General features: G+C 48.1%; 17 protein-coding genes. 5 read left to right on the top strand and 12 right to left on the bottom strand.

Annotated features, from left to right (window positions below):
• Positions 1-21 precede the first annotated feature (21 nt).
• The 3 genes from B5D42_RS14035 to B5D42_RS14045 form a co-directional block, all read right to left on the bottom strand.
• Positions 22-849 carry a PASTA domain-containing protein gene (locus B5D42_RS14035; protein WP_078832155.1) on the bottom strand — a complete coding sequence of 276 codons (828 nt, stop codon included), beginning with the start codon at positions 847-849 and terminating at the stop codon, positions 22-24.
• 60 nt (positions 850-909) lie between these two features.
• On the bottom strand, positions 910-1,899 hold the full coding sequence (locus B5D42_RS14040; RefSeq protein ID WP_078832156.1) for a D-alanine--D-alanine ligase: 990 nt from the start codon (positions 1,897-1,899) through the stop codon (positions 910-912).
• 275 nt (positions 1,900-2,174) lie between these two features.
• Complete coding sequence (locus B5D42_RS14045; RefSeq protein WP_078832157.1) at positions 2,175-2,522, bottom strand: 4Fe-4S dicluster domain-containing protein; 348 nt, start codon at positions 2,520-2,522, stop codon at positions 2,175-2,177.
• Positions 2,523-2,584: 62 nt separating this feature from the next.
• Here B5D42_RS14045 and B5D42_RS14050 point away from each other — a divergent pair, with 62 nt between their 5' ends.
• Positions 2,585-3,583, top strand: coding sequence for an acyl-CoA reductase (locus B5D42_RS14050; protein ID WP_078832158.1), 999 nt, complete (start codon positions 2,585-2,587; stop codon positions 3,581-3,583).
• A 191-nt stretch (positions 3,584-3,774) separates the two neighbouring features.
• Positions 3,775-5,298 carry a trypsin-like peptidase domain-containing protein gene (locus B5D42_RS14055; protein ID WP_078832159.1) on the top strand — a complete coding sequence of 508 codons (1,524 nt, stop codon included), beginning with the start codon at positions 3,775-3,777 and terminating at the stop codon, positions 5,296-5,298.
• Between the two features lie 74 nt (positions 5,299-5,372).
• Here B5D42_RS14055 and B5D42_RS14060 read toward each other — a convergent pair whose 3' ends face one another.
• From B5D42_RS14060 to B5D42_RS14080, 5 genes are all read right to left on the bottom strand, one after another.
• Positions 5,373-6,641 carry an alpha-amylase family glycosyl hydrolase gene (locus B5D42_RS14060; protein ID WP_078832160.1) on the bottom strand — a complete coding sequence of 423 codons (1,269 nt, stop codon included), beginning with the start codon at positions 6,639-6,641 and terminating at the stop codon, positions 5,373-5,375.
• Positions 6,642-6,658: 17 nt separating this feature from the next.
• Positions 6,659-8,404 (bottom strand): sodium:solute symporter family protein, encoded by a 1,746-nt coding sequence (locus tag B5D42_RS14065; RefSeq protein ID WP_078832161.1) that lies wholly within the window; start codon positions 8,402-8,404, stop codon positions 6,659-6,661.
• 126 nt (positions 8,405-8,530) lie between these two features.
• The gene (locus tag B5D42_RS14070) at positions 8,531-8,677 is read right to left on the bottom strand and encodes a glycine zipper family protein (RefSeq protein WP_139367169.1); all 147 of its coding nucleotides are present in this window, start codon (positions 8,675-8,677) and stop codon (positions 8,531-8,533) included.
• Between the two features lie 2 nt (positions 8,678-8,679).
• Complete coding sequence (locus B5D42_RS14075; RefSeq protein ID WP_139367170.1) at positions 8,680-11,226, bottom strand: PIG-L family deacetylase; 2,547 nt, start codon at positions 11,224-11,226, stop codon at positions 8,680-8,682.
• Positions 11,227-11,333: 107 nt separating this feature from the next.
• Positions 11,334-13,829 carry a M14 family metallopeptidase gene (locus tag B5D42_RS14080; RefSeq protein WP_078832250.1) on the bottom strand — a complete coding sequence of 832 codons (2,496 nt, stop codon included), beginning with the start codon at positions 13,827-13,829 and terminating at the stop codon, positions 11,334-11,336.
• Positions 13,830-13,956: 127 nt separating this feature from the next.
• Here B5D42_RS14080 and ggt point away from each other — a divergent pair, with 127 nt between their 5' ends.
• From ggt to B5D42_RS14095, 3 genes are all read left to right on the top strand, one after another.
• Entirely contained in the window at positions 13,957-15,666 is a 1,710-nt protein-coding gene (gene ggt, locus B5D42_RS14085) for a gamma-glutamyltransferase (protein WP_078832162.1), read from the top strand.
• Positions 15,667-15,682: 16 nt separating this feature from the next.
• Positions 15,683-16,225 (top strand): DUF1572 family protein, encoded by a 543-nt coding sequence (locus tag B5D42_RS14090; protein ID WP_078832163.1) that lies wholly within the window; start codon positions 15,683-15,685, stop codon positions 16,223-16,225.
• A gap of 179 nt (positions 16,226-16,404) precedes the next feature.
• The gene (locus B5D42_RS14095; RefSeq protein WP_078832164.1) at positions 16,405-21,102 is read left to right on the top strand and encodes a translocation/assembly module TamB domain-containing protein; all 4,698 of its coding nucleotides are present in this window, start codon (positions 16,405-16,407) and stop codon (positions 21,100-21,102) included.
• A gap of 13 nt (positions 21,103-21,115) precedes the next feature.
• Here the strand turns inward: B5D42_RS14095 and B5D42_RS14100 are convergent, their stop codons facing one another.
• From B5D42_RS14100 to rplQ, 4 genes are all read right to left on the bottom strand, one after another.
• Positions 21,116-22,651 carry a glycosyltransferase family 39 protein gene (locus B5D42_RS14100; protein WP_078832165.1) on the bottom strand — a complete coding sequence of 512 codons (1,536 nt, stop codon included), beginning with the start codon at positions 22,649-22,651 and terminating at the stop codon, positions 21,116-21,118.
• Positions 22,652-22,669: 18 nt separating this feature from the next.
• Positions 22,670-23,095, bottom strand: a complete 426-nt coding sequence (gene aroQ, locus B5D42_RS14105) for a type II 3-dehydroquinate dehydratase (RefSeq protein ID WP_078832166.1) — start codon at positions 23,093-23,095, stop codon at positions 22,670-22,672.
• Between the two features lie 73 nt (positions 23,096-23,168).
• A complete protein-coding gene (carA, locus tag B5D42_RS14110; RefSeq protein WP_078832167.1) occupies positions 23,169-24,275 on the bottom strand; it encodes a glutamine-hydrolyzing carbamoyl-phosphate synthase small subunit in 1,107 nt (368 codons plus the stop codon).
• Between the two features lie 136 nt (positions 24,276-24,411).
• A complete protein-coding gene (gene rplQ / locus B5D42_RS14115; protein ID WP_078832168.1) occupies positions 24,412-24,942 on the bottom strand; it encodes a 50S ribosomal protein L17 in 531 nt (176 codons plus the stop codon).
• Between the last annotated feature and the right edge of the window lie 76 nt (positions 24,943-25,018).

The following is a 25,018-nucleotide window of genomic DNA, read 5'->3' on the forward strand; positions in this document are numbered from 1 at the left end:
GAGATGGTAAATAGGTTGTTATCAGTTATTACTCATGGGTGTGAGTGTGGTGTCGCGAGCTGGAGGAGTGGCGCTGATATAGAGATCCATTACCTGCCCCTGCCTGATCTTGTTCGGCACGCGTTCGCCCTGAGGGCCTACTCCTTCCGATAAAGGAGCTGGAGTTTGTTTCACCACAAATGCGTTGGCAGAATCGCGCACTGCGCCAACGGGTACTACTGAGCCGATGTTCACATTTACGGTGGCCAGGTAACTGCGGGCTTCCTGCAAGGTCATCCCGATCACATCCGGCACATCTATATCACTGCCTCCAACACCGCTTCCAAGAACAAAGCTGATGGTACTGCCCAGCGGCACTTTTGTTCCGGGTGCAAGGGGTGCACCGTTATACAACTGCTCAAGCACGGAGTTTCGGGCGATATCGGGTTTATAAGTAACAGTACCGAGTTTAAGCCCCAGGCTCTGCAGGTACATTTCTGCACTCTTGATAGAATAACCGGAAAAATTCGGGATTTCCACCTGTGGCGGTACCATCCTGTTAATGGTAAGATAAATAGTCCTGCCGGATTTTACGGTTGCATCGGCTTCAGGCGACTGGCGGGTAACTGCCAGTTTCGGAACACTATCTACAAATACCGAATCCTGGATCACCACATCGAAACCTTTATCCTCAAGCAGCTTCTGGGCAGCTACAACGTTTTGTCCTGTTACAGCCGGCACTTTCTCATAATTACCGTAGCCGGTGAACCAGCCCAGTAAACCGAAAAAGAGCAGGATCAGCAAAAAGATCACTGCAACACCTGCGAGGATATTGACCCAAAGTGGTTTCTCTGTTATGAATTTGAACACTTGTCGGCGATGATTTTAATAATTGAATGTAAACAACCCCTCGTTCCTGTCAAAAAATAATTACCTGTTGCTGAAAGCCTCATCTATCACTGCGGAGTAGAAATCGGTAAGGCTCATGCCCATGGCGCGTACCTGTTGCGGTATTACGCTGGCTTCACTCTGGCCAGGAACCGTATTCACTTCCAGCATATATGGCTCGTTTCTTTCAGTATTGTAAATAAAGTCGATCCGTACCACGCCGCGGCAGTTCAGTACTTCATAAGCACGCTTTGCAGCTGCTTCCAGCTGTTGCTGCATGCCTGCATCGATCTGTGCGGGAGTGATCTCCTGGCTTTTGCCCTGATATTTGGCCTCGAAATCGAAGAATTCGTTACCGGTAATGATCTCTGTGATCGGCAATACACGGGTATTTCCTTTTGATTTGAATACCCCGATGGTAAACTCACGGCCGCTGATGAATTCTTCTACCAGCACCTGTGTATCTTCTCTGAATGCTTTTTCCAGTGCGGGTGCCAGTTCTGCGGCAGTATTCACTTTGCTCATACCGATGCTGCTGCCGCCGTTATTCGGTTTTACGAATACAGGCAGCCTGAGGTTGGCCAGTATTGCATCCGGACTTACCGGTGTGTGGCTGAACAGGTGCATCGATTTGGCCACATTGATGCCGCCGAATGCGGCCACTGCCACAGTATATCTTTTATTGAAAGTAAGTGCTGAAGTAGCTGCATCACAGCTGGTATAAGGTAAACCGAGCATGTCGAAATAGCCCTGTAATTTTCCGTCTTCCCCGGGTGTTCCGTGGATACAAAGCAGTACTGCATCGAAATGTACCTGGTTTCCGTTATCCGTTACCGAAAAATCATCCCTGTTCACTTTGGAACGCGCGCTGCCGTCGGCGGGTTCATACCACCAGCCTTCGGGGTTAATATCAATACGGTATACATCGAACTTTTCCCTGTCTACATTATTTCCGACGGTAACCGCGCTTTTGTAGCTGATCTGCGCTTCGCCGCTGAGACCGCCTGTTACCAGTGCTATTTTCTTCTTCATTCTGTCTGTGGATTTATCTGACAAATATAGGGAGTTGCAGGATCAGGGGAACTCAAATACGTTATTAAGCGTATACAGATGGAAAATTAACATCCGTTTTAAACAAACAAAAAGGTGAAGGAGCTTCCGTCCCTTCACCTCACGTTGACGGGAAATATCACCCGCCGTTACTGGTTGTTGTCTTTTCCTGGCAACAATTACTTATGTCTAAGCTACTACAGTGGCCGCTTTTCTGCAAGTTTTAACTGTTAAACTTTCGCACACCGGAATGTGCATCAAATGTGCATTTTGTCCTTTTTCGCCAGCAATTCTTCCACTGTTTCCTGGTACATTTCATCAGGCACGCAGCAGTCTACCGGACATACGGCCGCACATTGCGGTTCTTCATGGAAACCCTGGCACTCGGTACATTTGTTCGGGGAGATATAATAAGTATCTACACTCAAGGGTTCGAAGCGCTGGTCTGCGTCTACGGTGCTGCCATCCATCAGTACAAAACTGCCTTTGATGGTTGTTCCGTCTGCAATAGCCCATTCTACTCCGCCTTCATAAATCGCATTATTCGGACATTCCGGCTCGCAGGCGCCGCAGTTGATACACTCTTCTGTTATTTTGATTGCCATATTAATACAGGTTTGTTCAGTTTGTGATTTTACATTTGCAGTGTCAAAAATACGGCTGACAAATGACTTTACAAGAACGAATTGAATTAATGGTTCGCCTGGGCAACCATATGCGTAGTGAGGATATGGACTGGCAGGCAGTAAAAGAGCGGGCTTACCGCGAAAATGCCTGGTTCATTCCCGAGTTTATAGACGCGGCTGTAGCCGGTATCTGCGACCAATTCCTGGACCTGCAGAAACTCAATACCTGGGCCGCATCTTACCAGGTGCCCGACGAACAGCCGGCACCGAAAACCGTAGGACTGGTCATGGCCGGCAATATCCCGCTGGTAGGTTTCCATGATTTCCTGTCGGTGTTCATCAGCGGCCACCAGGTGGTGATCAAACCTTCTTCCAAAGATGAAGTGCTGATCCGCTACCTCGTAAAAAAACTGTACGAATGGGAGATCACCGTGCAGAATGTGGTGTCTTTCGCCGAGCAGCTGAAAGGTTGCGATGCATACATTGCCACCGGCAGTAATAATTCCGGGCGTTATTTCGAGTATTATTTCGGCCGTTATCCGCATATCATCCGCCGGAACAGAACTTCGGTTGCCGTGCTCGACGGAACAGAAACCCTGGAAGAACTGAATGCACTGGCCGACGATATCCAGTGGTATTTCGGACTGGGATGCCGAAACATCACGCAGCTCTACGTTCCGGAGAATTATGATTTCGTTCCGTTACTCGATGTACTGCGGAAGTACGCGTACTTTACAGATTATCACAAATACAAGCATAACTACGATTATCACCTCGCACTGCTGATCATGGGAAGCAAGTATTATATGAATAACGATTCCATCATCCTTACGGAGAACAGTTCTCCTTTTTCACCGGTCAGCCAGGTGCATTACACCTTCTATACAGACAAGGCACAGGTGCTCGCTACCCTTTCCGCCAGCGAAGAAATCCAGTGCGTGGCAGGCAGAGACGGTATTCCATTCGGGAAAGCGCAGCAACCCGGGCTGACCGACTATGCCGATGGTGTAGACACCATGGCATTTCTGATGGGATTATAGTATCTTTAAACAAACGCTCAGTCATCAGCGTACTGTCTTTTTTGCAGGCTAAGAAGTGTATCTACGACAGTTGCCGTAAAACATTTGTTAAATGCATTTACGGGACGAACTGTCAATTAAACAGCTTCGTTTATTTGCTATCAGAAAGGCATACAATTTGAACCAGGGCATTTTATTAAAACAATCAGAATATGAATCTCAAGAACATTTTAGCTACTGTGGCGATCAGTGCATGTACAGCAGTAGTCAGCATCTGGGGTTATGGAAAATATGCGGCTTACCAGCATGCGGGCGTACAGGAGCCCGGAAAGCTGCCGGTGAACTATGCAGGTTTTTTTAACAACGGAAATACCCCGGCCGTAACGGTAGATTTTACTCCGGCAGCAACTACAGCCACGCCGGCAGTTGTGCATATCAAAACGAAAACAAAAGCACGCCAGGTCAGCAATAGCAGGCAGCAGCGCCGCAACCCGTTTGCCGATTTGTTCGGTGATGATTTCGGCGATGTATTCGGAGGTCCGCGGATCATACCGGAGCAGGCAGCCAGCGGCAGCGGTGTGCTGATTACGGAAGATGGTTATATCGTAACCAATAACCACGTAGTAGATGGCGCAGACGAGATCAACGTTACACTGGCCAACAAGAAATCATATAAGGCAACAGTGATCGGTTCCGATCCCAGCAGCGATATTGCGGTGATCAAGATCGAAGGTAAAAGCCTTCCCTATCTTGTATATGGCAACAGCGATGAGGTGAAACTCGGACAATGGGTACTGGCGATCGGTTATCCGTTGAGCCTTGATGTAACCGTTACAGCAGGTATCGTAAGCGCCAAATCGCGTTCCATCGGTATCAACAGGCAGCAAAGCCAGGCGCCGGTAGAATCGTTCATACAGACAGATGCTGCGGTAAACCCTGGTAACAGTGGTGGTGCGCTGATCAACACATCAGGTGAACTGATCGGTATCAACTCTGCCATTGCATCACCAACCGGTTCTTATGCAGGTTATTCTTATGCGATTCCTGTAAACATTGTAAAGAAGATCGTAACGGATATTGTAAAGTTCGGTACTGTTCAGCGTGCCTATATCGGTATCAATTACCCGCCGCTGGAAAACATGACCGATGCTGAGAAAAGGCAGCTGGAGCAGGAACTGGGTATTGCGCTGAAAGAAGGCGAGGGCGTTTATATTACCGATGTGCCTGAAGGTGGCGCAGCTGCCATTGCCGGATTGAAAAAAGGCGATGTGGTAACCAAGATCAACAATATTGTTGTAACCGGCGGCCCCGAACTGCAGGAACAGGTTGCACGTTTCAAACCGGGCGATAAGATCACACTTACCTATACCCGTGGCGGTAAGGAAAGCACGATCAATGTAGTACTGAAGAACAAGGCAGGTAATACTGAAGTGGTTAAAAACGCAAGCGTGATCGAAAAGCTGGGCGGAACACTTGAGAATGTAGACAAGAAAATTGCTGCCGCTAATGAGATCGCCGGTGGTGTACTGGTTAAAAAAGTAGGTGAAGGCCTGCTGAAGAAAAGCCGTATGCAGGATGGTTTTGTGATCACCGGTATCAACGGTAAAGAGATCAAAAGCCTGGATGAACTGAAAGAAGTACTTGCAGTGATCAAAAGAGGAACCGTTCGTTTCGACGGGCTGTATCCCGGCTTTGAAGGTTCTTACACTTACCCTGTAAGCCTGGGCGACGATTAACAGAACAGATCAACGATACTAAAAAGCGGTTGTACAACTACAACCGCTTTTTTTATGATTTATTGACAGGACCACTATTCTTTCACATACACAAAATATTCGCCTGCCTGTAATTCAAAAGAGGGATTTCCATTGAAACTGAACCGGAGTCCTGAAAAGAGATTGCGGAAGTTTCCTGTAAGATATTCGTGCGACAGTTCACAGCTAATGCGGTCTTTTGCAGAAACATTGAGTAATACCAGCACTACTTCATGCTCATAACGCCTGAGGTAAATCATCAGTTCATTATTGTCTGCAGCAGGCAGTAATATTGTTTCTCCAGCACCGATCGCTTTATTGGTGCGGCGCAGTGTGTATAATGTTTTATAGAAGTCATGCAATGTTACCGGTGCCGACCAGTTGACCGGGTCTTTATCAAAGAATAATAATCTTTTATAATTGGGTAATTCCTGGCCGCTGTACAACAAAGGCAGGCTTCGCTCCCATGTTAAAGCAAACACGGCCCAGGCTTTTGCGGTATCGCCGTATTTTTCGTACTCGGTACCGTTCCAGCTGTTCTCATCGTGGTTAGACGTAAAGAATAATTTCAATGCAGCTGCGGGATATTCTGAATAGGCATGCAGTACATCCCGGATCAGATCCAGTTTTGCTTCGCCTGCCCTGTATTGCTCCGTAACATGCATCCACCACCAGGCATAAGTGATATCGAAAACCTCATGATAATCGACCTGTTCGCATTCAGCCAGCCAGCAGAGCGATTTAAGGCTATCGCATTCAATCCTGGCTTCACGCCAGAAATCGAGCGGTACAAGATGCGCCATATCGCAGCGGAATCCGTCTATATTACAGGTTTCGATCCAGAATTTCATCGCACCGACCATTGCATCGCGTAAACCCGGTGCGGTAAAATCAAGATCGATCACATCTTTCCAGCCGTTCTTTTCCGTGAAATTCCCTGCATCATCTTTGAGATACCATTCGGGATGCTCGATTGTCCAGTGATGATCCTGGCCGGTATGATTGGCCACCCAGTCGATGATCACTCTCATCCTATGCCGGTGTGCGGCGGCAACGAGTTCTTTCAGTTCATCAAGGGTGCCGAATTCCGGATTTACATCTGTATAACTGCTGCAGGCATAATAGCTGCCCAGGCTACCCTGTCGCCCTTTGATGCTGACAGGTGTTACCGGCATAAGCCAGAGGATTTCAACGCCCATATCTTTCAACCGGGGTAAATGCGAAGCGAAGGCATTGAATGTTCCTTCAGGTGTGTATTGCCGCAGATTTACTTCATAGAGATTGGCTGCCTGCACCCAATCTGCAACCGGGAAAGGTTCTGTCATAGACCGAAAATACGTAATTACACGACCGGAGCGGTTTTAGTTTTCTGCATAAAAGGGAATTGCTGCAGTACCCAGGCGAGCAGCACCACGGCAACCGCGCCCAATACATTCAGCCAGAGAAAACCGAGCCCGATGATATTGTATTTGTCCATGATGAACGCTGCGATCACAAGGATCTCGCCGACAATGGCAGCAGTGAAAACGGCAGCGGACTGTACTTTTTTCATATAAAATGCAACCAGGAATATCCCGAGTATCACACCGTAGAATAAGGAACCCAATACGTTTACAGCTTCTATCAGGCTGCCCATACCACTGGCCAGCTCTGCTGTCATTACACAGAACACCCCCCAGGCAAGGGTGTAATATTTTGAGAGCCGGTATTCACGCCTGCATTCTGCGTCTGTTTTGATACCGGTCTCCGCTCCTTTTTTACTTCCCAGCCTGAGATGAAAATCTACCATGGTACAGGAAGCCAGTGAGTTCAATGCTGCTGCGATGGAACCCCATGCTGCGAGGAATATGATGGCGATCAGTAATCCGATCAGGCCGGTGGGCAGAAAATCCACCACAAACCGGAGGAAAATATAATTGGTATCGTTGTTATCCGCGCCGGGAACCGCTTTCTTCAGTACTGCCCTGTATTCCTGCTGTACTTTACTGATAGCTGCCGCGCCTTTACCTATGCTGTCTTTCAGTTCTTCGCGTTTCCCGATCGTATAATCACGGCTCCATTGCTGCTGGATGGCCTGATGATAATCGAATTTATTCTTCAACACCTGTAACGAATCCCTGTAAGGCGTTTGCATGGCCCTTTCTTCTACGGCCTTGTTAAAGAATACCGGTGCCGGGTTGAACTGGTAAAAAGTGAACAGCAATGCACCGAGCAGCAGGATAAAGAATTGCATCGGAACTTTTACAAGCCCGTTCATCAATAGGCCTAACCGGCTTTCTGTTGTATCTTTTGCAGTGAGGTAGCGGCCCACCTGCGACTGGTCTGTTCCGAAATAGGACAATGCAAGAAAGAAACCTCCGATCACGCCACTGATCAGGTTATACCTGTCTTTCCAGTCGAATCCTTTTTCCGAGATCCCTGTTGTGATCACATTCAGTTTACCTGAAGCGCCGCTTACTTTCAAGGCGTCGGTAAAACCTACCCCTTCAGGCAGATAGTGTACGATGAGGTATCCGGCGATCAGCATACCCGTGAAAATGATCACCAGCTGCAGTTGCTGTGTATAAGCCACGGCTCTTGCACCTCCGGTTACGGTATAAATGATCAGTACTCCGCCCATGACAAGATTGGTCCAGAAAATATCCCAGCCCATCAGCGACGAAAGAATGATTGATGGTGCGTAGATGCTGATACCGGTTGACAAGCCTCTCGACAGAAGGAAAAGAAATGAAGTGAATGTTCTCGTTTTAAGATCGAAGCGCTGTTCCAGGAACTCATATGCCGTGAATAGTTTCAGCCGGTTGAACAATGGTACAAACGTGATACACAGCACCACCATCGCAAGTGGTAAGCCGAAATAGTATTGCACGAAACGCATTCCGTCTGTAAATGCCTGTCCGGGTGCCGATAAGAAAGTAACCGCACTCGCCTGCGTTCCCATAATACTCAGCAGTACGAGGTACCAGGGCATACTCCTGTTGCTCAGGAAATATCCTTCCAGGTTCTTTGAGGTACGGCTTTTATAAAGACCGTAAGCAATGATACCTGCCAGTGTTACTACCAGTACAATCCAATCGATGCTGCTCATGAGAAATATTTAGTGAACCATGCGAAAAATATTACCAGCAGCACCAGTACTGCGATCACAAACACGTACCAGCCTCGCCAGGATGAGAAAAGCGGTGTTTTAACAGGTTTTTCCACTACGGTTGTTTTATTTACGTGAACTCAGTAATCCGCCGGCAAGCAGCCCCAGTCCGAGGCCGATGATCAGCCCTATTTTTACATTTTTGATCAGATAGCCAAGCCCCAATCCTATCAGCAGCAAGGTCACTACTCCTATTCTTTTTCTCGGTTGCATACTTATTTGTTTTTAGGCATTGCCACAAGGTTTGCCAGTAAACGGAATGCTCCCGGATTGCCCGCCGGCAGCTGTCTGAACAATACCAGGCTCACGTAAGCAAAATTACCTTTTCCATATGGCGCGGTAATCAGGCTGCCTGTGCTCTCGTTCTCGTTGCTGTCGTGCATGCCGAGTGGCGCCTGGTACCTGCTGTCTGCCTGGTCTGCCTGGTAAGTACTTCTTTCCTGGATCCAGTCGCGGAAATCTTCCTGTGTGATTTTATTCGGATAATTCAATAGCGTATGCCCCGGCAGCAGGAATTTCACTTCCGCTTCTTCTTCCGTTACACGCAATGATGAATTGATGTTAAAAGGATAAGGACCGATACGTGCGGGCACTGCACCCACCATCAGGTTGCGGTTATATTGCACAACGAGGTTCCCGCCATTCTCTACATACCGCATCATCACGTCGTATTTGTTGGTGAGGAATTCGTTCATGTTATAAGCCCTTACACCGGTTACGATGGCATCGAATTGTTTCAGGTTGTCATCGGTAATGTCTGCATCTGTGAGGATCTTCACATCAAACCCGAGCTGTTTCAGCGATTCAGGGATCACATCGCCGGAACCGGCAACATAACCCACTTTCGAGCCTTTCACTTTTATTTCGCTGTCGATCACTTTGATATTATCCCTGAAAGCATAATACATATCAGGTATATGCGGGTATGAGATCTTCTTGAAGAAATCGCTGAACACCATATCCTTTCCTCCCACCTTTGCAGACAGGCTCGCTTCCAGGTAATTGATCTTTCCTTTCGGGTTGTAATAAGTGCTTGCGGGCACATCGATCACATACTGTTTACCTTTTTCAAAATCGCGTGGTTCGTCGCGGAAAACCGTACGCACGGAATCCTGGCGTATATAGGCTGTAAAAGGAATTTGCTTAGCGGTAAAGTTTGAATTGTATACGATATGGAGCATGGAGTCTGCACGCTGTTTGTTCTTATCGTCTTTTACATTCAGCAGCAATACGGCCGGGCTGAGATACATGGATACACGCGGCGCTACCGCAAGCGGCTGAAAGAGTTCACCCCTGGTAGGATCGGTATACTTATAATTTACAGGTTCTGTAATGGTCAGTGCAAGACCTTCTATTTCCACTTTCATCGTTGCAGTAAGAACAGGTGCGCTCCAGGAATCACCGATAAAGTTCATTACCGGAACATTGTACATATTCTCTATACGTTTCTGGAACAACCAGTATGGCTGGCTGGACGCTCTTCCTACAGGCGCTATGAATTCATAACCGTATGCTTTACCGGTTTCCATCTCCTGCCCTGGCGTCAGTTGCCGGCGCGGATCGCTAAACTGGATGCTTTTGATCGTTGCTTTTACATCATTCCTTTTTACGAGCTGTACATTTACTTTAACACTATCGAGTTCGAGCACTGTCGCCTGCGTTGTTACCGCTTCGGCATAAAGCCCTGCACAATCCTGTATCAGCCGGGCGAGCTCCTGCAATTTTTGTTTTTGCCAGGTAGTTTCGGGCAGCTGCCGTACCTGTTTGTACAATTCCACAAGGGCAGGAACCGAGGCTTCCGGTTTATCTATTCTATAGCCCGCAATCATTGAACTGATCAGCTGCGCTATTTTTTCCCCGCCTTCGATCTTAGACCAGTTTGTTACCACGCCATCCATCAGGTCTGTTGCTGCACTGTCGCCGTCTACATGCGTAAAGAATTCATACAGTTTTCCCCTGCGTCTCGGCCGGCCTTCGCCCTGGCTTTTGTGCATGGTACGGGCTTCTGCGCCAAGTTCGCCGTAGCTTTCGCCCAGGAAAGGATTGTAGGCGCTTACATCCATTTTTACCTGCCCGGCTGTGGGTGCTGCATCGGCGCCGCTGAAGTTAAAACTGTTCCATACCAGTCTTTTGGCTTTCCAGGGTTTTAATCGCATCACGCGCAGCTGCTCCGGGAATTTTGTGCTGTCTGCAGCTGCTTTATAAGCTTCGGCTGCAATGATCGCTGATGCGGCATGGTGTCCGTGGCCTGCCCTTGCATCGGGCGGGAAACGGGCAACAATTACATCGGGCTGGAGTTTGCGTATGGCCAGCACTACATCACTCAATACATCATCGTGGTTCCATAACGTCAAAGCTTCTTTTGAGCTTTTACTGAACCCGAATTCATAAGCCCGGGTGAAATATTGTTCGCTTCCGTCCATAGCCCTCGCTGCCAGCAGCTCCTGTGTGCGGATCAGTCCTAATTCCACACCCTGCTCAGGCCCGATCAGGTTCTGACCACCTTCTCCTCTTGTAAGACTCAGGTAGGCAGTTCTGTAAAGACGTTCTTTGGCGAGGTAAGGTAATAAAGTGTTGTTCTCATCATCCGGATGTGCGGCAACATACAGTACCGTTCCCAATACATTGAGCTTTTTCATCTGCATGTAGATGTCCGCGCTGTTCCTTATCCGGGACTGTTGTGCTACCGACAAGAGCGACAACAACATCGCACCGCTTAATATTACTGTTCTTATCCTGAATTTTACTGAAGATCTGGTCATGATACCCGGTTCTTTTGGTAGAAACGAAATTAGGGAAGCATTTCTAAAAACAAAGAGGTGCGGTATGAATGGTTAACACCCTACCGCACCTCATTATAAATTGATCATTACTGACCTACAAGGAACACTGCATTTGCGAATAACATTTTGCCGTTTTCCCAGAAACTTCTGAACAGCGGGTTTTCGGCCAGGTAAACCACGTTGCCGCTTCCCATATCCTGCACACCGAAGAGCATTCCGTCTTTCAGTTTGCTGCGGATCTTAACACCGGCGAAACCAGTTACGTAAGCGTCTTTTTTCATTACGCCCACATTCCAGCCGTCTTTCATGAATTCAAACAGGGTTGCATCCTGTTTCAGGGTGAAATAATAATCGGGATAACCGAATGCAAGTGGATGTGTGTTATCCAGTTCCATCTTATAAATAGCGCCTGGTATAGATCCGCTCAGCGAAGAAGTATTCCTGTCGCCATATTTCTTCACATTTGCATATTCCCCTTTATCATCACTTTTATCTTCTTTTACTTTAATACCCCAGTCGCCCGAAGCCAGTGCAGATACCGCGCCTTCCAGTGCAACGATCTTTCCGCCGCTTCTTACGAAATCCTTCAGTTTGTCGGAAATGGATTTTTCGCTGAGCGATCTGTAATAACCATCGGGGATCACCAGCACATCATAATTTTTCAGGTTTATACGGCCTGCATCTGCAGCGTTGATCATGCTCACAGGATAATCGATCACTTTATCGAAGAAATGCCATACTTCACCTGCCCCCAGCGATGATGCCTGCTCGCCTGTGAATACTGCGATCTTCGGTGCGTTCGCGATGAGCCTTGTATCCGGCGATCCGAAATCCGCACCTTTATCCATCATACCTGTTTCAACAATATCCGCCTGTATATTGAACTGGCGGCAGGCGGCATTTACAACTGCGCTCCAGTTTCCGGCATTGTTGGTTTTGATCACGATGAGCGTACCACGGTTATATGTTTTTCCTTTATAGGTAAATGGTTTTTCCGCGAAACGGACTTTCACACCGTTTTTCAGCAGCTGCGCCAGCAAGCGGGATCCGTTAAAAGATGTATAAGGGATCAGCATACCATAAGATGCGTTTACATCCGTGACAATGCTGTTATCCTTCCATGAACTGCTTACATCGAGTTTTTCTTTCAGTGCATAGGCTTTCACACCATAAGCATAAGGAACACTCCATGCAGTAATATCATACGTATTGGAATCCGCTACCATGGTTTTAGGTTCCATCAATACTTTTACCATTACACCATGTGGCTGGTAGGCACTTACAGCAAGGTTGTAGCCTTCATCCGCGTAAGCCTCGTCTTTGCCGGTTACATAATTGAGTCCCCTGAAATTCTTTTCGCTTACATTACCATATGCAATGCCATTCTGTGCCAGCAATTGTGCTACCGCACGGAGTTTATTGGGGTCTTTATCGGTAAGCACATATGTTTTATATTCTCCTACTTTACCATTCCGGCCGTCATCAAAGAATTTCCTGAATTCACTGATGAGTTTTTCCCTGTTGGCGGAAGCCGTTTCGATGGTTGAAAGACCTGTTGTATAGTGATGCGTTGCACGATCTGTAAGTGTGAGTGTATCGCCCGAAGAGGTTGCTACTGCAAGACCTCCGCGGCTATGTCCGCCCTGCTCGAAGGTCATGCCGATAGCACCATTGTAAATAGGATATGTATCGCCGTAAGAAGGATACAGCAGATCAAAATTTTCTTTAGTGAAATAGAGCCAGCCATTGGTATCAAAATACTTTGCATTGTTCTTCCCGATCATTACCTGGAAATCGCGCTGCCAGGGGGTGATCACATCGTGGAAGGGTTCTGCGGCAGGAGCAAAATAATAAGGTGCGTTATAGCCCTGCTCATGGAAATCCACATGTACCTGTGGGAGCCACTGGTTGTATACTTTCAGCCGTTGCCTGGTCTCTATCTGTGTCTGCCAGGCCCAGTCGCGGTTCAGGTCAAAATTATAATGGTTGCTTCTGCCGCCCGGCCATGGTTCTGAATGTTCGCGGGAGGCCGGATCTGCATTGAAATGCGTTCCTACCATTGAATTGAACCAGTTCACATAACGGTCGCGGCCATCGGGATTGATACAGGGATCTATTACTACCACTGTATTCCGCAGCCATTCTTTCGCCTGCTGGTTATTCGGGTCCGTTAATGCATATAATGTAAGCATCGCCGCTTCCGAAGAAGAAGGTTCATTACCATGCACGTTGTAACTGAGCCATACGATCACAGGTGCGTCACGCATGGCGGCTGTTTTATCGCCGAGACCGGCCATTGCAAGGTTATTCTTACGGATGGCATCCAGCTGCTGTATATTTTCGGGGGAAGAGATGAAAGCCATCATCAGTTCCCGGCCTTCATTGGTTTCGCCGTATTTCTCAAGCTTCACCATGGCCGGTTTTGCCTGCGCTACTGATCTGAAATAATCTACAATGCGGTAATGCCTTGTGTATTTGCTTCCCACTTTATAACCGAGGAACTGTTCCGGACTCTGCAGGGTTTGTGCAGCAACCATTTTTACAGCTGCCAGGAACAAAAATGCAGTAAGTATTTTTTTCATATAAATCATATAAGGCGTGAATGTAACAAAGAATGAAAGTAGCGCTGTTATAATTCGAGCATTTTTTTTACACAGCCTTTTATAAATCATTGTGCCGATTCTTGTAAAAAGCAATTAATTTTCACCTATGAAAAAGACTCTTGTCATATGGGTGGCAGCCCTGGTCCTTTGCCAGGCATTACAGGCCCAGATCGTTGGAGCCGGTAAAGCGGTAGATCCTTACAAGTACACGATTGTAAAAAAAGGTACGTTCAGTAAAGCAGCGGTATCCAGCGCGCATCCGCTTGCCAGTCAGGTGGGCGCTGCCATTATGAAAAGAGGGGGCAATGCATTTGATGCAGCCATTGCCACGCAGCTTGCACTTGCAGTTGTATACCCTGAAGCCGGTAATATCGGCGGCGGAGGTTTCCTGGTTGGAAGGAAAAAAGACGGCGAGATCGTAGGTCTCGATTACCGTGAAGCAGCTCCTGCTGCGGCTTCCAGGGACATGTACCTTGACAGGAACGGCAATGCCCAGCTGAATCTCTCCCAGAACGGTCATCTCGCTTCCGGTATCCCCGGAACGGTAGCCGGGCTTTTTGCCACCTTACCTTATGCCAAACTTCCTTTTACCCAACTGGTGCAGCCCGCCATCGACCTGGCGGAAAAAGGTTATGTGATCTCCGCACGTGAAGCATCCGGACTGAACTCAGCCCGTGAGTCTTTCCTGAAATACAGTACGCGCCCTACTGCTTTTACCAAAGAAGGCAAGTGGAAAGCCGGCGATACACTGGTGCAGCCGGAACTGGCCGCAACCCTGAAAAGGATGCAGAAAGACGGTGCCAAAGGTTTCTACCAGGGCGAAACCGCCAGGCTGATCGTTGAGGAAATGCAGCGTGGCAAGGGCATCATCACGGAAGAAGACCTGAAAAATTATACGGCCAAACTGAGAGAACCGATCGAGTTCAATTACCGTGGTCACCATATCATCAGCTTTGCACCACCCAGCAGCGGAGGTATCCTGCTGGCGCAGATGATGAAAATGATCGAATCATTCCCCGTTTCAGAATACCAGTTCCAGACAGTAAAATCGGTGCAGCTGATGATCGAGGCAGAACGCCGCGCTTATGCCGACAGGGCCGAGCACCAGGGCGATCCTGATTTCTGGAAAGTACCGGTGGCAACGTTAACCAGCGATGCATACCTGAAACAGCGTATGGCAGATTATGATCCGGATAAAGCAGGTGTAAGCGCCAATGTGAAAGCAGGGCAGATCCCGCAAAGTGAAGAGACCACACACCTCAGCACCATGGATGCAGAAGGAAATATGGTAGCGGTAACCACTACGCTCAACGGAGGTTATGGCAGCAAAACCGTAGTAGGTGGTGCAGGATTCCTCATGAATAACGAAATGGATGATTTCAGCGCCAAACCAGGCGTACCCAATATGTACGGCGCACTCGGCGGCGAAGCCAATGCCATCGCACCGGGCAAGCGAATGCTCAGCTGCATGACGCCAACCCTGGTACTGAAAGGCAATAAACCATACCTCACCATCGGCACGCCGGGCGGTACAACCATTCCCACATCGGTGTACCAGGCACTGGTAAACCTGATCGATTTTAACATGAACCTCGATGATGCGATCAATAAACCCAAATTCCACCACCAGTGGTTCCCGGATGAGGTAAGCGTGGAAAAAGACTTTTCTGCTGAAACGAAAAAACAGCTGGAAGCAATGGGTTATAAACTGAAAGAAAGAGGAGGCATCGGCCGCACGGAAGGGATCAGGATACTGAATGGCAAACGGGAAGCAGTAGCCGATAAACGCGGCGATGATTCGGTTGCTGGTTTTTAACAGTAAATAGTAAACAATGGAGTTAGGACAGGGATTTCTGAAAGACACGATCAAACGTTTCCGCAATTACAGGGACCTGGGCGAAAGAACACTGAACCAGCTGGATGAGCAGGACCTGCTTGTGCAGCAGTCGGAACAGGCCAACAGCATCGCCATGATCATACAGCATATGCACGGCAATATGCTTAGCCGCTGGACCAATTTCCTCACGGAAGACGGCGAAAAGGAATGGCGCAAACGCGATGAAGAATTTGATGCAGCACTGCGCAGCAAAGAAGAAATACTCCGTTTATGGAATGAAGGCTGGGACAAGCTGCTCGAAACACTCGAGAGCCTCACACCGGAAGATCTGACCAAAACTGTGACTATCCGTACAGAGCCGTTATATGTTTATGATGCCATATTGCGGCAGCTGGCGCATTATCCCTACCATGTAGGCCAGATCGTACAGATCGGGAAAGCCCTACGCAGCGACCGCTGGGTTGCGCTCAGCATTCCGAAAGGCGGCAGCCTCGAATACCTGGAAAAAGTAAAAAAGGGCGAGATCAAACAGCCCTGACCGGCAGCGGTATGAAGTTTGGTATTGAATTTGCCTTCAAAGAACGAATACCTATTTTTGTTATGTAAGTAAAATAAACCAAACCCGTCCTGAAGCGCTTTTTAAAAATACTACGCCGCACCCTGCTCGTTATCATTGCCCTTATTCTGCTGGTATTTATTGCCATACAGACAGAACTGGTGCAGAACTGGCTTGTGGGTATAGCAACCAGAAAGCTGTCGAAGGGACTGGGCACGGAAGTCAGTATCCGCAAAGTGAGCCTCTCCGTTTTCAACAGGCTGAACATGGAAGGAACGCTGGTTCGCGATAAGCAGAAAGACACGATCCTTTATGCCGGCCAGTTAAAAGTCCGTATCACAGACTGGTTCTTCCTGCGCGACAAAGCCGTATTGAAATACATCGGTCTTGAAGATGCCGTTATTAAACTTCAGCGCAGCGATTCAGTATGGAACTACCAGTTCATTGCAGATTACTTCGCTTCTCCTTCCCCATCACCAAAGAAAAAAAGCAGTGGCGGCGGTATAGAACTGAACCTGAAAAAACTGGATCTTAAAAATGTACGTTTCATCAGCAACGACCGCTGGCGCGGGGAACGTATGGAAGCCCGGGCAGGCAGCATGCTGCTTGATGCAGAAACGATAGACCTGAAAAGAAGCATATTCCTGCTCAACGATCTCGCACTCGATAAACCGTACCTCTCCATACAGGGCTTAACACCATTGCGCCCTGATTCACTGAAAAGAAAAACAGCAGCGCTGCCGGATACCGGCATGTATTTCAACGAAGGTGACATGATCATGAAGCTCGCCAGCCTGAAGATCACCAACGGAAGCCTCTTCCTTGATTCGGACGAAGATGTACCGGTAAAACATTTCGATGGCGCGCATATACAGCTTACCAAACTTACCGGGACCCTTTCCAATATCGCTTTTATCAAAGATACCTTAAGGGCTAAGATCAACCTCTCTGTAAAAGACCGTTGCGGGCTGGAAGTGAAAAAGCTGAAGACAGACTTCAGGCTCACCCCGCAGATCATGGAACTGGCTGCGCTCGACCTGCAGACCAACCGCAGCAGGCTGGGTAATTATTATGCCATGAAGTTCAAAGATTTCAACGAAGACTTCGGCGAGTACATTACCAATGTGGTGATGGAGGCGAACTTTAAAGAGTCGCGGGTCCATACCGATGATATCGCCTACTTCGCACCCGAGCTGAAAGACTGGAACCGTGAGCTTATACTCAGCGGGAAGTTTAACGGCACGGTAGATAATTTCAACATCAGTAATTTTTCTGCAAGAAGCGGGAGCACAACACATATTTATGGTTCGCTGGCTATGAAAGGGTTGCCGGATATCAACACAACAAAGATCAGTTTCAACAACGGCACCATACAGACCAACAGCAAAGACCTCGCGATATTTGTACCGATGCTCAAAGATCTCACCCAGCCAAATTTTGCAGCGCTGGGCAACCTGCTTTACCGCGGTAATTTCAACGGTACGATCAATAACTTCACCGCAGCAGGTGTTCTGAGCTCACAGTTAGGCGGGCTGCGAACCAATATCAGCATGCAGCTGCCGCGAAGAGGCGAACCGGCCTATACCGGTTTTATAGAGACCACGCGCTTCAACATTGGCAAATTCCTGAACAATACACAGCTCGGCCTGGTAGACTTCAAAGGAAAAGTAACGGGCTCCAGCTTTACATTAGAGAAGCTGAAAACATCGCTGAACGGAGATATATCTTCGCTCGATTTTAACGGGTACACCTATAAGAACATTACCACCGACGGAACCTTCCAGCGTAAATATTTCAGCGGTGAAGTGAAGATCAACGATCCGAACCTGAATTTCACCAGTTCTGTTCAGATCGATCTTTCCAAAGACCAGCCGAGCTTCAACATGCTGGGCGATCTTGTTGAGCTGAACATGCAGGAACTGAAGTTCGCGAAAGACCCGATCCACCTGTCGGGCCTGATCGACGTTAACTTTACCGGCAGCAACATCGATAACTTCCTCGGCACGGCGAAATTCCTGAGTGCGAATGTAAAAAGGGATGATACACAGATCAGCTTCGACTCATTATCGCTCACATCCAATTATGCAGACAGTGTAAAATACCTGCGCCTTGCGAGTAATGATTTCAATGCGGCGATCTATGGCAGTTTCAGTATCCTTGAACTGCCGGCGAGCTTTCAGGCATTCCTGAATCATTATTTCCCAACTTATGTAAAACCGCCGCAGAACACGCCAGTGAATCAGCAGTTCAATATATCGGTAACCACCAATTATATTGAACCATACCTGAAAGTGCTCAGTAAAAAGTTAAGCGGGTTCAATGATGCATCTATTGAAGGCTCCGTGGATACACGCAGGAACGAACTGAAAATACGGATGCTGGTACCATATGGCAGGTTCGATACTTATACGGTAAATGGTATAGAACTGAAAGGTGCAGGCAATATGGATACGCTGTCGCTCAACGGCGAGATCAGCAGTATACAGCTGGGCGACAGTATGCGTTTCCCGAATACCAAGCTGAACATCATTTCAAAAGATGATCATTCCATTGTATCGATAAAGACCAGTGCAGACAATACATTGAATGATGCGGACCTCTATGCCGACGTATACACGCTGGAAGACGGCGTACGCATACAGTTCCGTCCTTCTTCATTTGTGCTGAATGATAAGAAATGGAATATTGAAAAAGAAGGCGAGATCATCGTAAGAACACATTTTGTAAGCGCCCGCAATATCAAATTCGTGCAGGGCTTCCAGGAGATTTCAGTGGTAACGGAAGAGGAAGACGGCGGCAATACCAGCAACCTGGTAGCCAAACTGAAGAATGTGATCCTGGGCGATATCACTTCGCTCTTTATCAAAGACCCTCATTTCGAAGGCGTAGCGGGCGGAACAGTAGTACTCAGTGATTTCTTCGGACAATTCAGGGCAGATGCAAAACTGAATGTGGAGCAGTTCCGGATGAACAATGATTCGATCGGGCTGGTTACCGTGATCTCGGGTTACGACAGCAAAACGGGCATCATCCCCTGGGATATACGATCCAACAACCCGGCATATCGCTTTGCGGCCAAAGGTTCGTATAACCTGAAAGACAGCATCAACCAGCCATTGCAGACGGATATCGATCTTGCCAATACCCGGATCGACATCCTGCACATGTTCCTGGGCGATCTGTTCACCGAACTCAAAGGACAGGCAACCGGAAAACTCAGCATCAGCGGAAATCCTTCAGCACCGGTACTTGCAGGCCGTGTGAAATTGCGGCAGGCAGGTATGAAAGTGAATTACACACAGGTGTATTATACCATCGATTCCGCGGATATCCGGTTTGAAGAAGATGGTATCAACTTCGGTGAGTTCACGATCAAAGACCGGTATAAAAACACCGGAACGGTGAAAGGCAAGCTGTTCGAAAAGGGCTTTAAGAACATGGCCTTCGACTTCGACCTTTCAACACCTAAGCTCCTGCTGATCGATACCAAACTGAAAGACAACCAGCAGTTCTACGGAAAAGCGATCGGTAAAGCCACACTGAGCCTTAAAGGGCCGGAGACAGCCGCTAAAATGACCATTGTTGCAGAATCGAACGACAGCTCGCATATATTCATTCCAAACGGTGTGAGCAGGGAAAGCGGTACGGCAGACTTTATCGTGTTCAAACAATACGGAACTGAAATGGTGGAAGTGAGTAAAAAAAGCGACTTCAACCTTTCCGTGGATCTTGACATTACAGCCACCAACCAGACCGATATCGATGTGATCCTGGATGATCTTGCGGGCGATGTGATCAAGGCAACCGGCAGCGGCAGGCTGCGGATCAAAGCAGGTACAACAGACCCCTTATCGATCCGAGGCCGATACAATATCGAACGTGGTAATTATGATTTCAACCTGCAGGGCCTTGTACGGAAGCCGTTTGCGCTGCTTCCCGATGCGGGTAATTATATAGAATGGACCGGCGACCCGATGAATGCCGATGTGCACATCGATGCGCAGTACACGGCCGAACGCGTAAGCCTCAGCGATCTCATCGGAGATAATACCTTCAGCGGCGCCGTAAAAGCATACCGTGGCGATGTATATGTAGTGGTACAGCTCAGGGATAAACTGCTGAAGCCGGATATCACGTTCAAACTCGATTTCCCGCAGGGCAGCCCGGCGAAAACAGACAGCGAGTTCGACAAATATGTGTCAAGGATAGAACGCGATCAGAATGAAATGCTGAAACAGGTAGCATTTCTTATTGCCGTAGGTTCGTTCTACCCGGTAGGCGAGCGCGCGGGTACAACAGGCACCAACCCATATTCACTTACAACGATCGGGGTTAACACATTATCACAGATCCTTACCAAGGAAGTGAACAAGGTATTCTCGAATGTGCTGTATAAATTAACGGGCGACAAAAGCCTCCGTTTCGACCTGGGTACAACGGTTTACAGTAGTGCCAGTGTGATAGATCCGAATGCGGGTATCAGTGCAAATTCCAATCGTCTCGACAGATCGCGCGTCAATTTCAAACTGGGTAAAAGTTTCTTTAATAACAATGTGATCGTAACCTTCGGCGGCGATTTCGATTTCAACCTCGGCAATACATCTGCGGTGCAGAACGGTAATTTCCAATGGCTGCCTGATCTGAATATCGAGATCATCCTGTCGAAAGACAGAAAGCTGCGCGCTATCATTTTCAGTAAAAACAGTCTTGATATTACTTCAGGGGCTGCTTATGGCCGTCGTAACAGGCAGGGCGCGAGTATCTCCTACCGCAGGGATTTTGAGAGCCTGTTTGGCAGGAAGGAAAATGATATCATCTTCAAATCCCCGGCAGATACTGCGAAGCCGGCATCTAAATGATCTTACATCAGATTTACATAACAGCAGGCGGCACTATTTTACACTGCTTCATCCTGTAGACATAGAAGTAACGGACAATACCACCACTTCTCATTTGGTTGATCACAACCGGGGCTTCGATCTTCGTGAAATATTTACCGTACGCTGCTGCAGGATCGAAAGGCAGGTTGGATGGAACGATGACATAAGCATCATCACCCTGTAATAACGGTGTTCGTACTTTGTTCAGCCAGGCGAATTTGTGCAGGTCCTGCAACTGTCCTACGCCTAATAAACGTAACCCCGAGGCCCTTGAGGTATAAAATTCCAGGTGCCCGCCTGGAAACCATTTGTCTGTGATGATGGGTGAATTCGCTTTCATGTTCCCGGCAGCAATATCTTTCTGCACCAATGCACTGAAATCGGCGCTGAATGTTTTCCAGCCACTCATATCGAGTGTTGGACAATATTCGCCGTAATTCTGTTTCTCATGGCTTCCGAAATTAACCGGTGCCAGCCTGATCATACCGATACCGCTAATCAGCGTAACCAGCACCAGCGTAAAGGCTACCGTAAGCGCAACGGGGAATACCTGCCGGGAACGCTGTTCCAGAAACAGTGCAGCAACGAAAAACAAAGGAATATATCCCGGCCCGCTCCAGTGTGGTAATGTAGGATTGAACAGCGCCACAGTCCAGAAAAGCAGGATCATCGGAATACTCATGCAGAGCAGCCAGGTTTTCACCTTTTTGGTACCGAAACGAATACGCCTGGTGAGTAATGCAAATAAAGCAATGCCGGTCAGTATGAAAACCACCGGGTTCTGGTAAGCAAATTCGCCACCGATCTCACGGCCCAGCATATCCCATTGCAGCGAAGTATGTGTTACCCTTTCCGAATGGAAGCGATAGGTGATGAAATCATTTTCAATATTCCAGTAAACGATGGGGATAATACAAATTGCGGTAACCAGCACACCAATATAGAAGCGCCAGTTGAGCAGCCACCGGCTGTTCGTTATAAGCAGGAATAATCCGAAGCCGGCCCAGAGGAACAGTGCATGTACTTTACACAATGCAGCAAGACCGATCATCAGTCCGAGCAGGATCCATACACTCGTTTTCTGATCGGCATTCTTAATGAACAGATGTGCCATCAGGTACAGTGCGGCTGTCCAGAAAAGCATCTGTGGTGAATCCGGGAGAATGAACAATCCTGATATAAAGCCTGTATATACGCAGCAGGTGTACAGTAAAGCCGCATACCAGCCCAGTCTGGCTCCTGCCAGTAATTTACCCAGTTTGAAGATGATGCGGGTAGACAGGGCGGCACAGAGAACAGCGCCGAGGCGCAATGAAACTTCACTTACCCAATGCAGGTTGAACGTAGTAACGCGGATCAGCCAGCCTACCATGGGCGGATGATCGAAATGATTCCAGTCGGGCTGAAGCGCATAGGTCCAGTAATACACTTCATCATTCCCCAGTTCAAGCAGGGATGAAGCGATCAGCTTAACCAGCGCGCTGATACCGATCAGCCACCAGACCATTTTTGAATATTGCCTGTTCATGATATTGGTGCGGAGACCTTAGTCTTTTTGATCTGTTAATGCCCTGATGGCCAGCTCATAACCTTTCAGCCCCAGTCCGATGATGCTCCCTGCTGCCTTGCCCGACACATGAGACAGCCTGCGGAACTCTTCCCTTGCATGCACATTGCTGATGTGAACTTCTATCACCGGCGCTTTGATGGCAGCGATCGCATCGCCGATAGCTACGGATGTATGGGTATAACCGGCCGGGTTCAGTACGATCCCGTCGAAATCATAGCCTGTCCGCTGCAGCTCATCGATCAGTTCTCCTTCTATATTGCTCTGGAAATAATGAAATGTGATCTCCGGGAACAAGGTACGCAACCGTTCCAGGTATTGATCGAAACTGCTGTTACCGTATATATGTGTTTCCCTGGTTCCCAGCAGGTTAAGGTTGGGTCCGTTGATGATCGCGATTTTCATTACCCGAAAATACAATAAAAAAAAGAGCCGCGGGATGCTATCCTGCGGCTCTGTATGAGATTCAAAACCAGGGCTATTGTTTGTGTTCCCTGATCATGCTTACAAAGTTGTCGAACAGGTAACGGCTGTCGTGCGGACCTGGTGTGCTTTCCGGGTGGTATTGTACGCTGAAAGCAGGTTTATGCTTCAGCCTGATACCTTCGATAGACTCGTCGTTCAGGTTCACATGCGTGATCTCCACATCCGGATGCTTGCGTACCGCTTCAGGATCTACACCAAAACCGTGGTTCTGCGTAGTGATCTCGCATTGGCCGGTGATGATGTTTTTAACAGGGTGGTTCAGTCCCCTGTGACCGTGGTGCATTTTAAATGTAGGAATATTATTGGCGAGTGCCAGCAACTGGTGACCGAGACAGATTCCGAATACAGGTTTATTTTCTTCCAGGATATCTTTCACTGTAGTGATCGCATAATCCATGGCAGCCGGATCGCCGGGGCCGTTGGAGATGAAATAACCATCCGGGTTGAATTCCTTCAGGCGGCTGAGCGGGGTTTTGGCAGGGTGCACACGTACGTGTGCACCGCGCTGAACCAGGCATTCCAGGATATGTTTCTTAACCCCGAGATCGAGCACTGCAACTTTAAGTTCAGCAGCGGCATCGCCCAGTTCGTATTCTTCGGTAGTGCTAACGGTGCTGGAGAGCTCGAGACCATCCATATCGGGTACTTTGGCCAGTTCGGCCTTCAGTTGTTCAACATCTGTGATCTCGGATGAGATAATACAGTTCATGGCACCTTTGGTACGGATATGTGCAACCAGTGCGCGGGTATCCACACCCTCGATAGCAACGATATTGTTGGCTTTGAGGTAATTGTCCACATCACCATTAGCCTGAATCCGGCTGAATTGCTCTTCCAGGTTACGGGCGATCAATCCGCGGATCTTAACGGTGTTGCTTTCAACATCACTGTCTTTGACACCATAGTTACCGATATGCACATTGTTCATGATCAGTATCTGACCAGTGTAGCTCGGATCAGTAAAAACTTCCTGATAACCGGTCATACCGGTATTGAAGCAGATCTCTCCGGTTGTTGTTCCGGTTTTTCCAAAAGCCTGGCCGTAAAAAACATGACCATCGGCCAATACCAGAACAGCGGGTTGTTTTGTGTGGGGCATTGCTAATTATTCTGTTTTACGATGCAAAAAAAGTTCATCCTTTTCAAAAAACGGTATATTTTTTTCCAGGGTACGCTTAAAAAAAGGCAAGACCGAAAAGTCTTGCCTTTTAATATAAAGAGCTGTTATCCTCTGATTATTCAGCAGTCTTTTCTTCGGTTGCAGGAGCTTCTGCAGCAGGGGTTTCAGCAACCACCTGTGCTTCTTCAGCAGCAACTTCAGTTTTCTTAGCACGGCTACGACGTGTTTTCTTAGCCGGCTCTTCTGCTTTCGCAACAGTTTTACCATAGATCTCGTTGAAATCAACCAGTTCGATCATGGCTTTCTCTGCGTTATCACCCGGACGAATGCCGAGTTTCAGGATACGGGTGTAACCACCTGGACGGCCGGCTACTTTAGGACCGATCACGGTAAAGAGTTCCTTTACAGCGCTTTTGTCCTGCAGATAGCTGAATACTACCCTGTGCTGGTGCATAATGGTTTCCTTGTCGTCGCTTTTCTTGGTTTTGGTGATCAGCGGCTCAACGTAGGTACGCAGTGCTTTAGCTTTTGCCAAAGTAGTTACGATACGTTTGTGTGTGATCAGCTGGCTGGCCAGGTTGGCGAGCAGGGCTTCCCTGTGCGCTTTCTTACGACCCAGGTTGTTGATTTTGTCTCCGTGACGCATGACTTGTTTGTTTTAGATCTTGCACCGTGTCAGGAATTGCAAGATATTTTAGGAATAAACCTGCTGTTTATAATAC

Source organism: Sediminibacterium ginsengisoli, assembly GCF_900167075.1.
GTDB classification, from domain to species: Bacteria; Bacteroidota; Bacteroidia; order Chitinophagales; family Chitinophagaceae; genus Sediminibacterium; species Sediminibacterium ginsengisoli.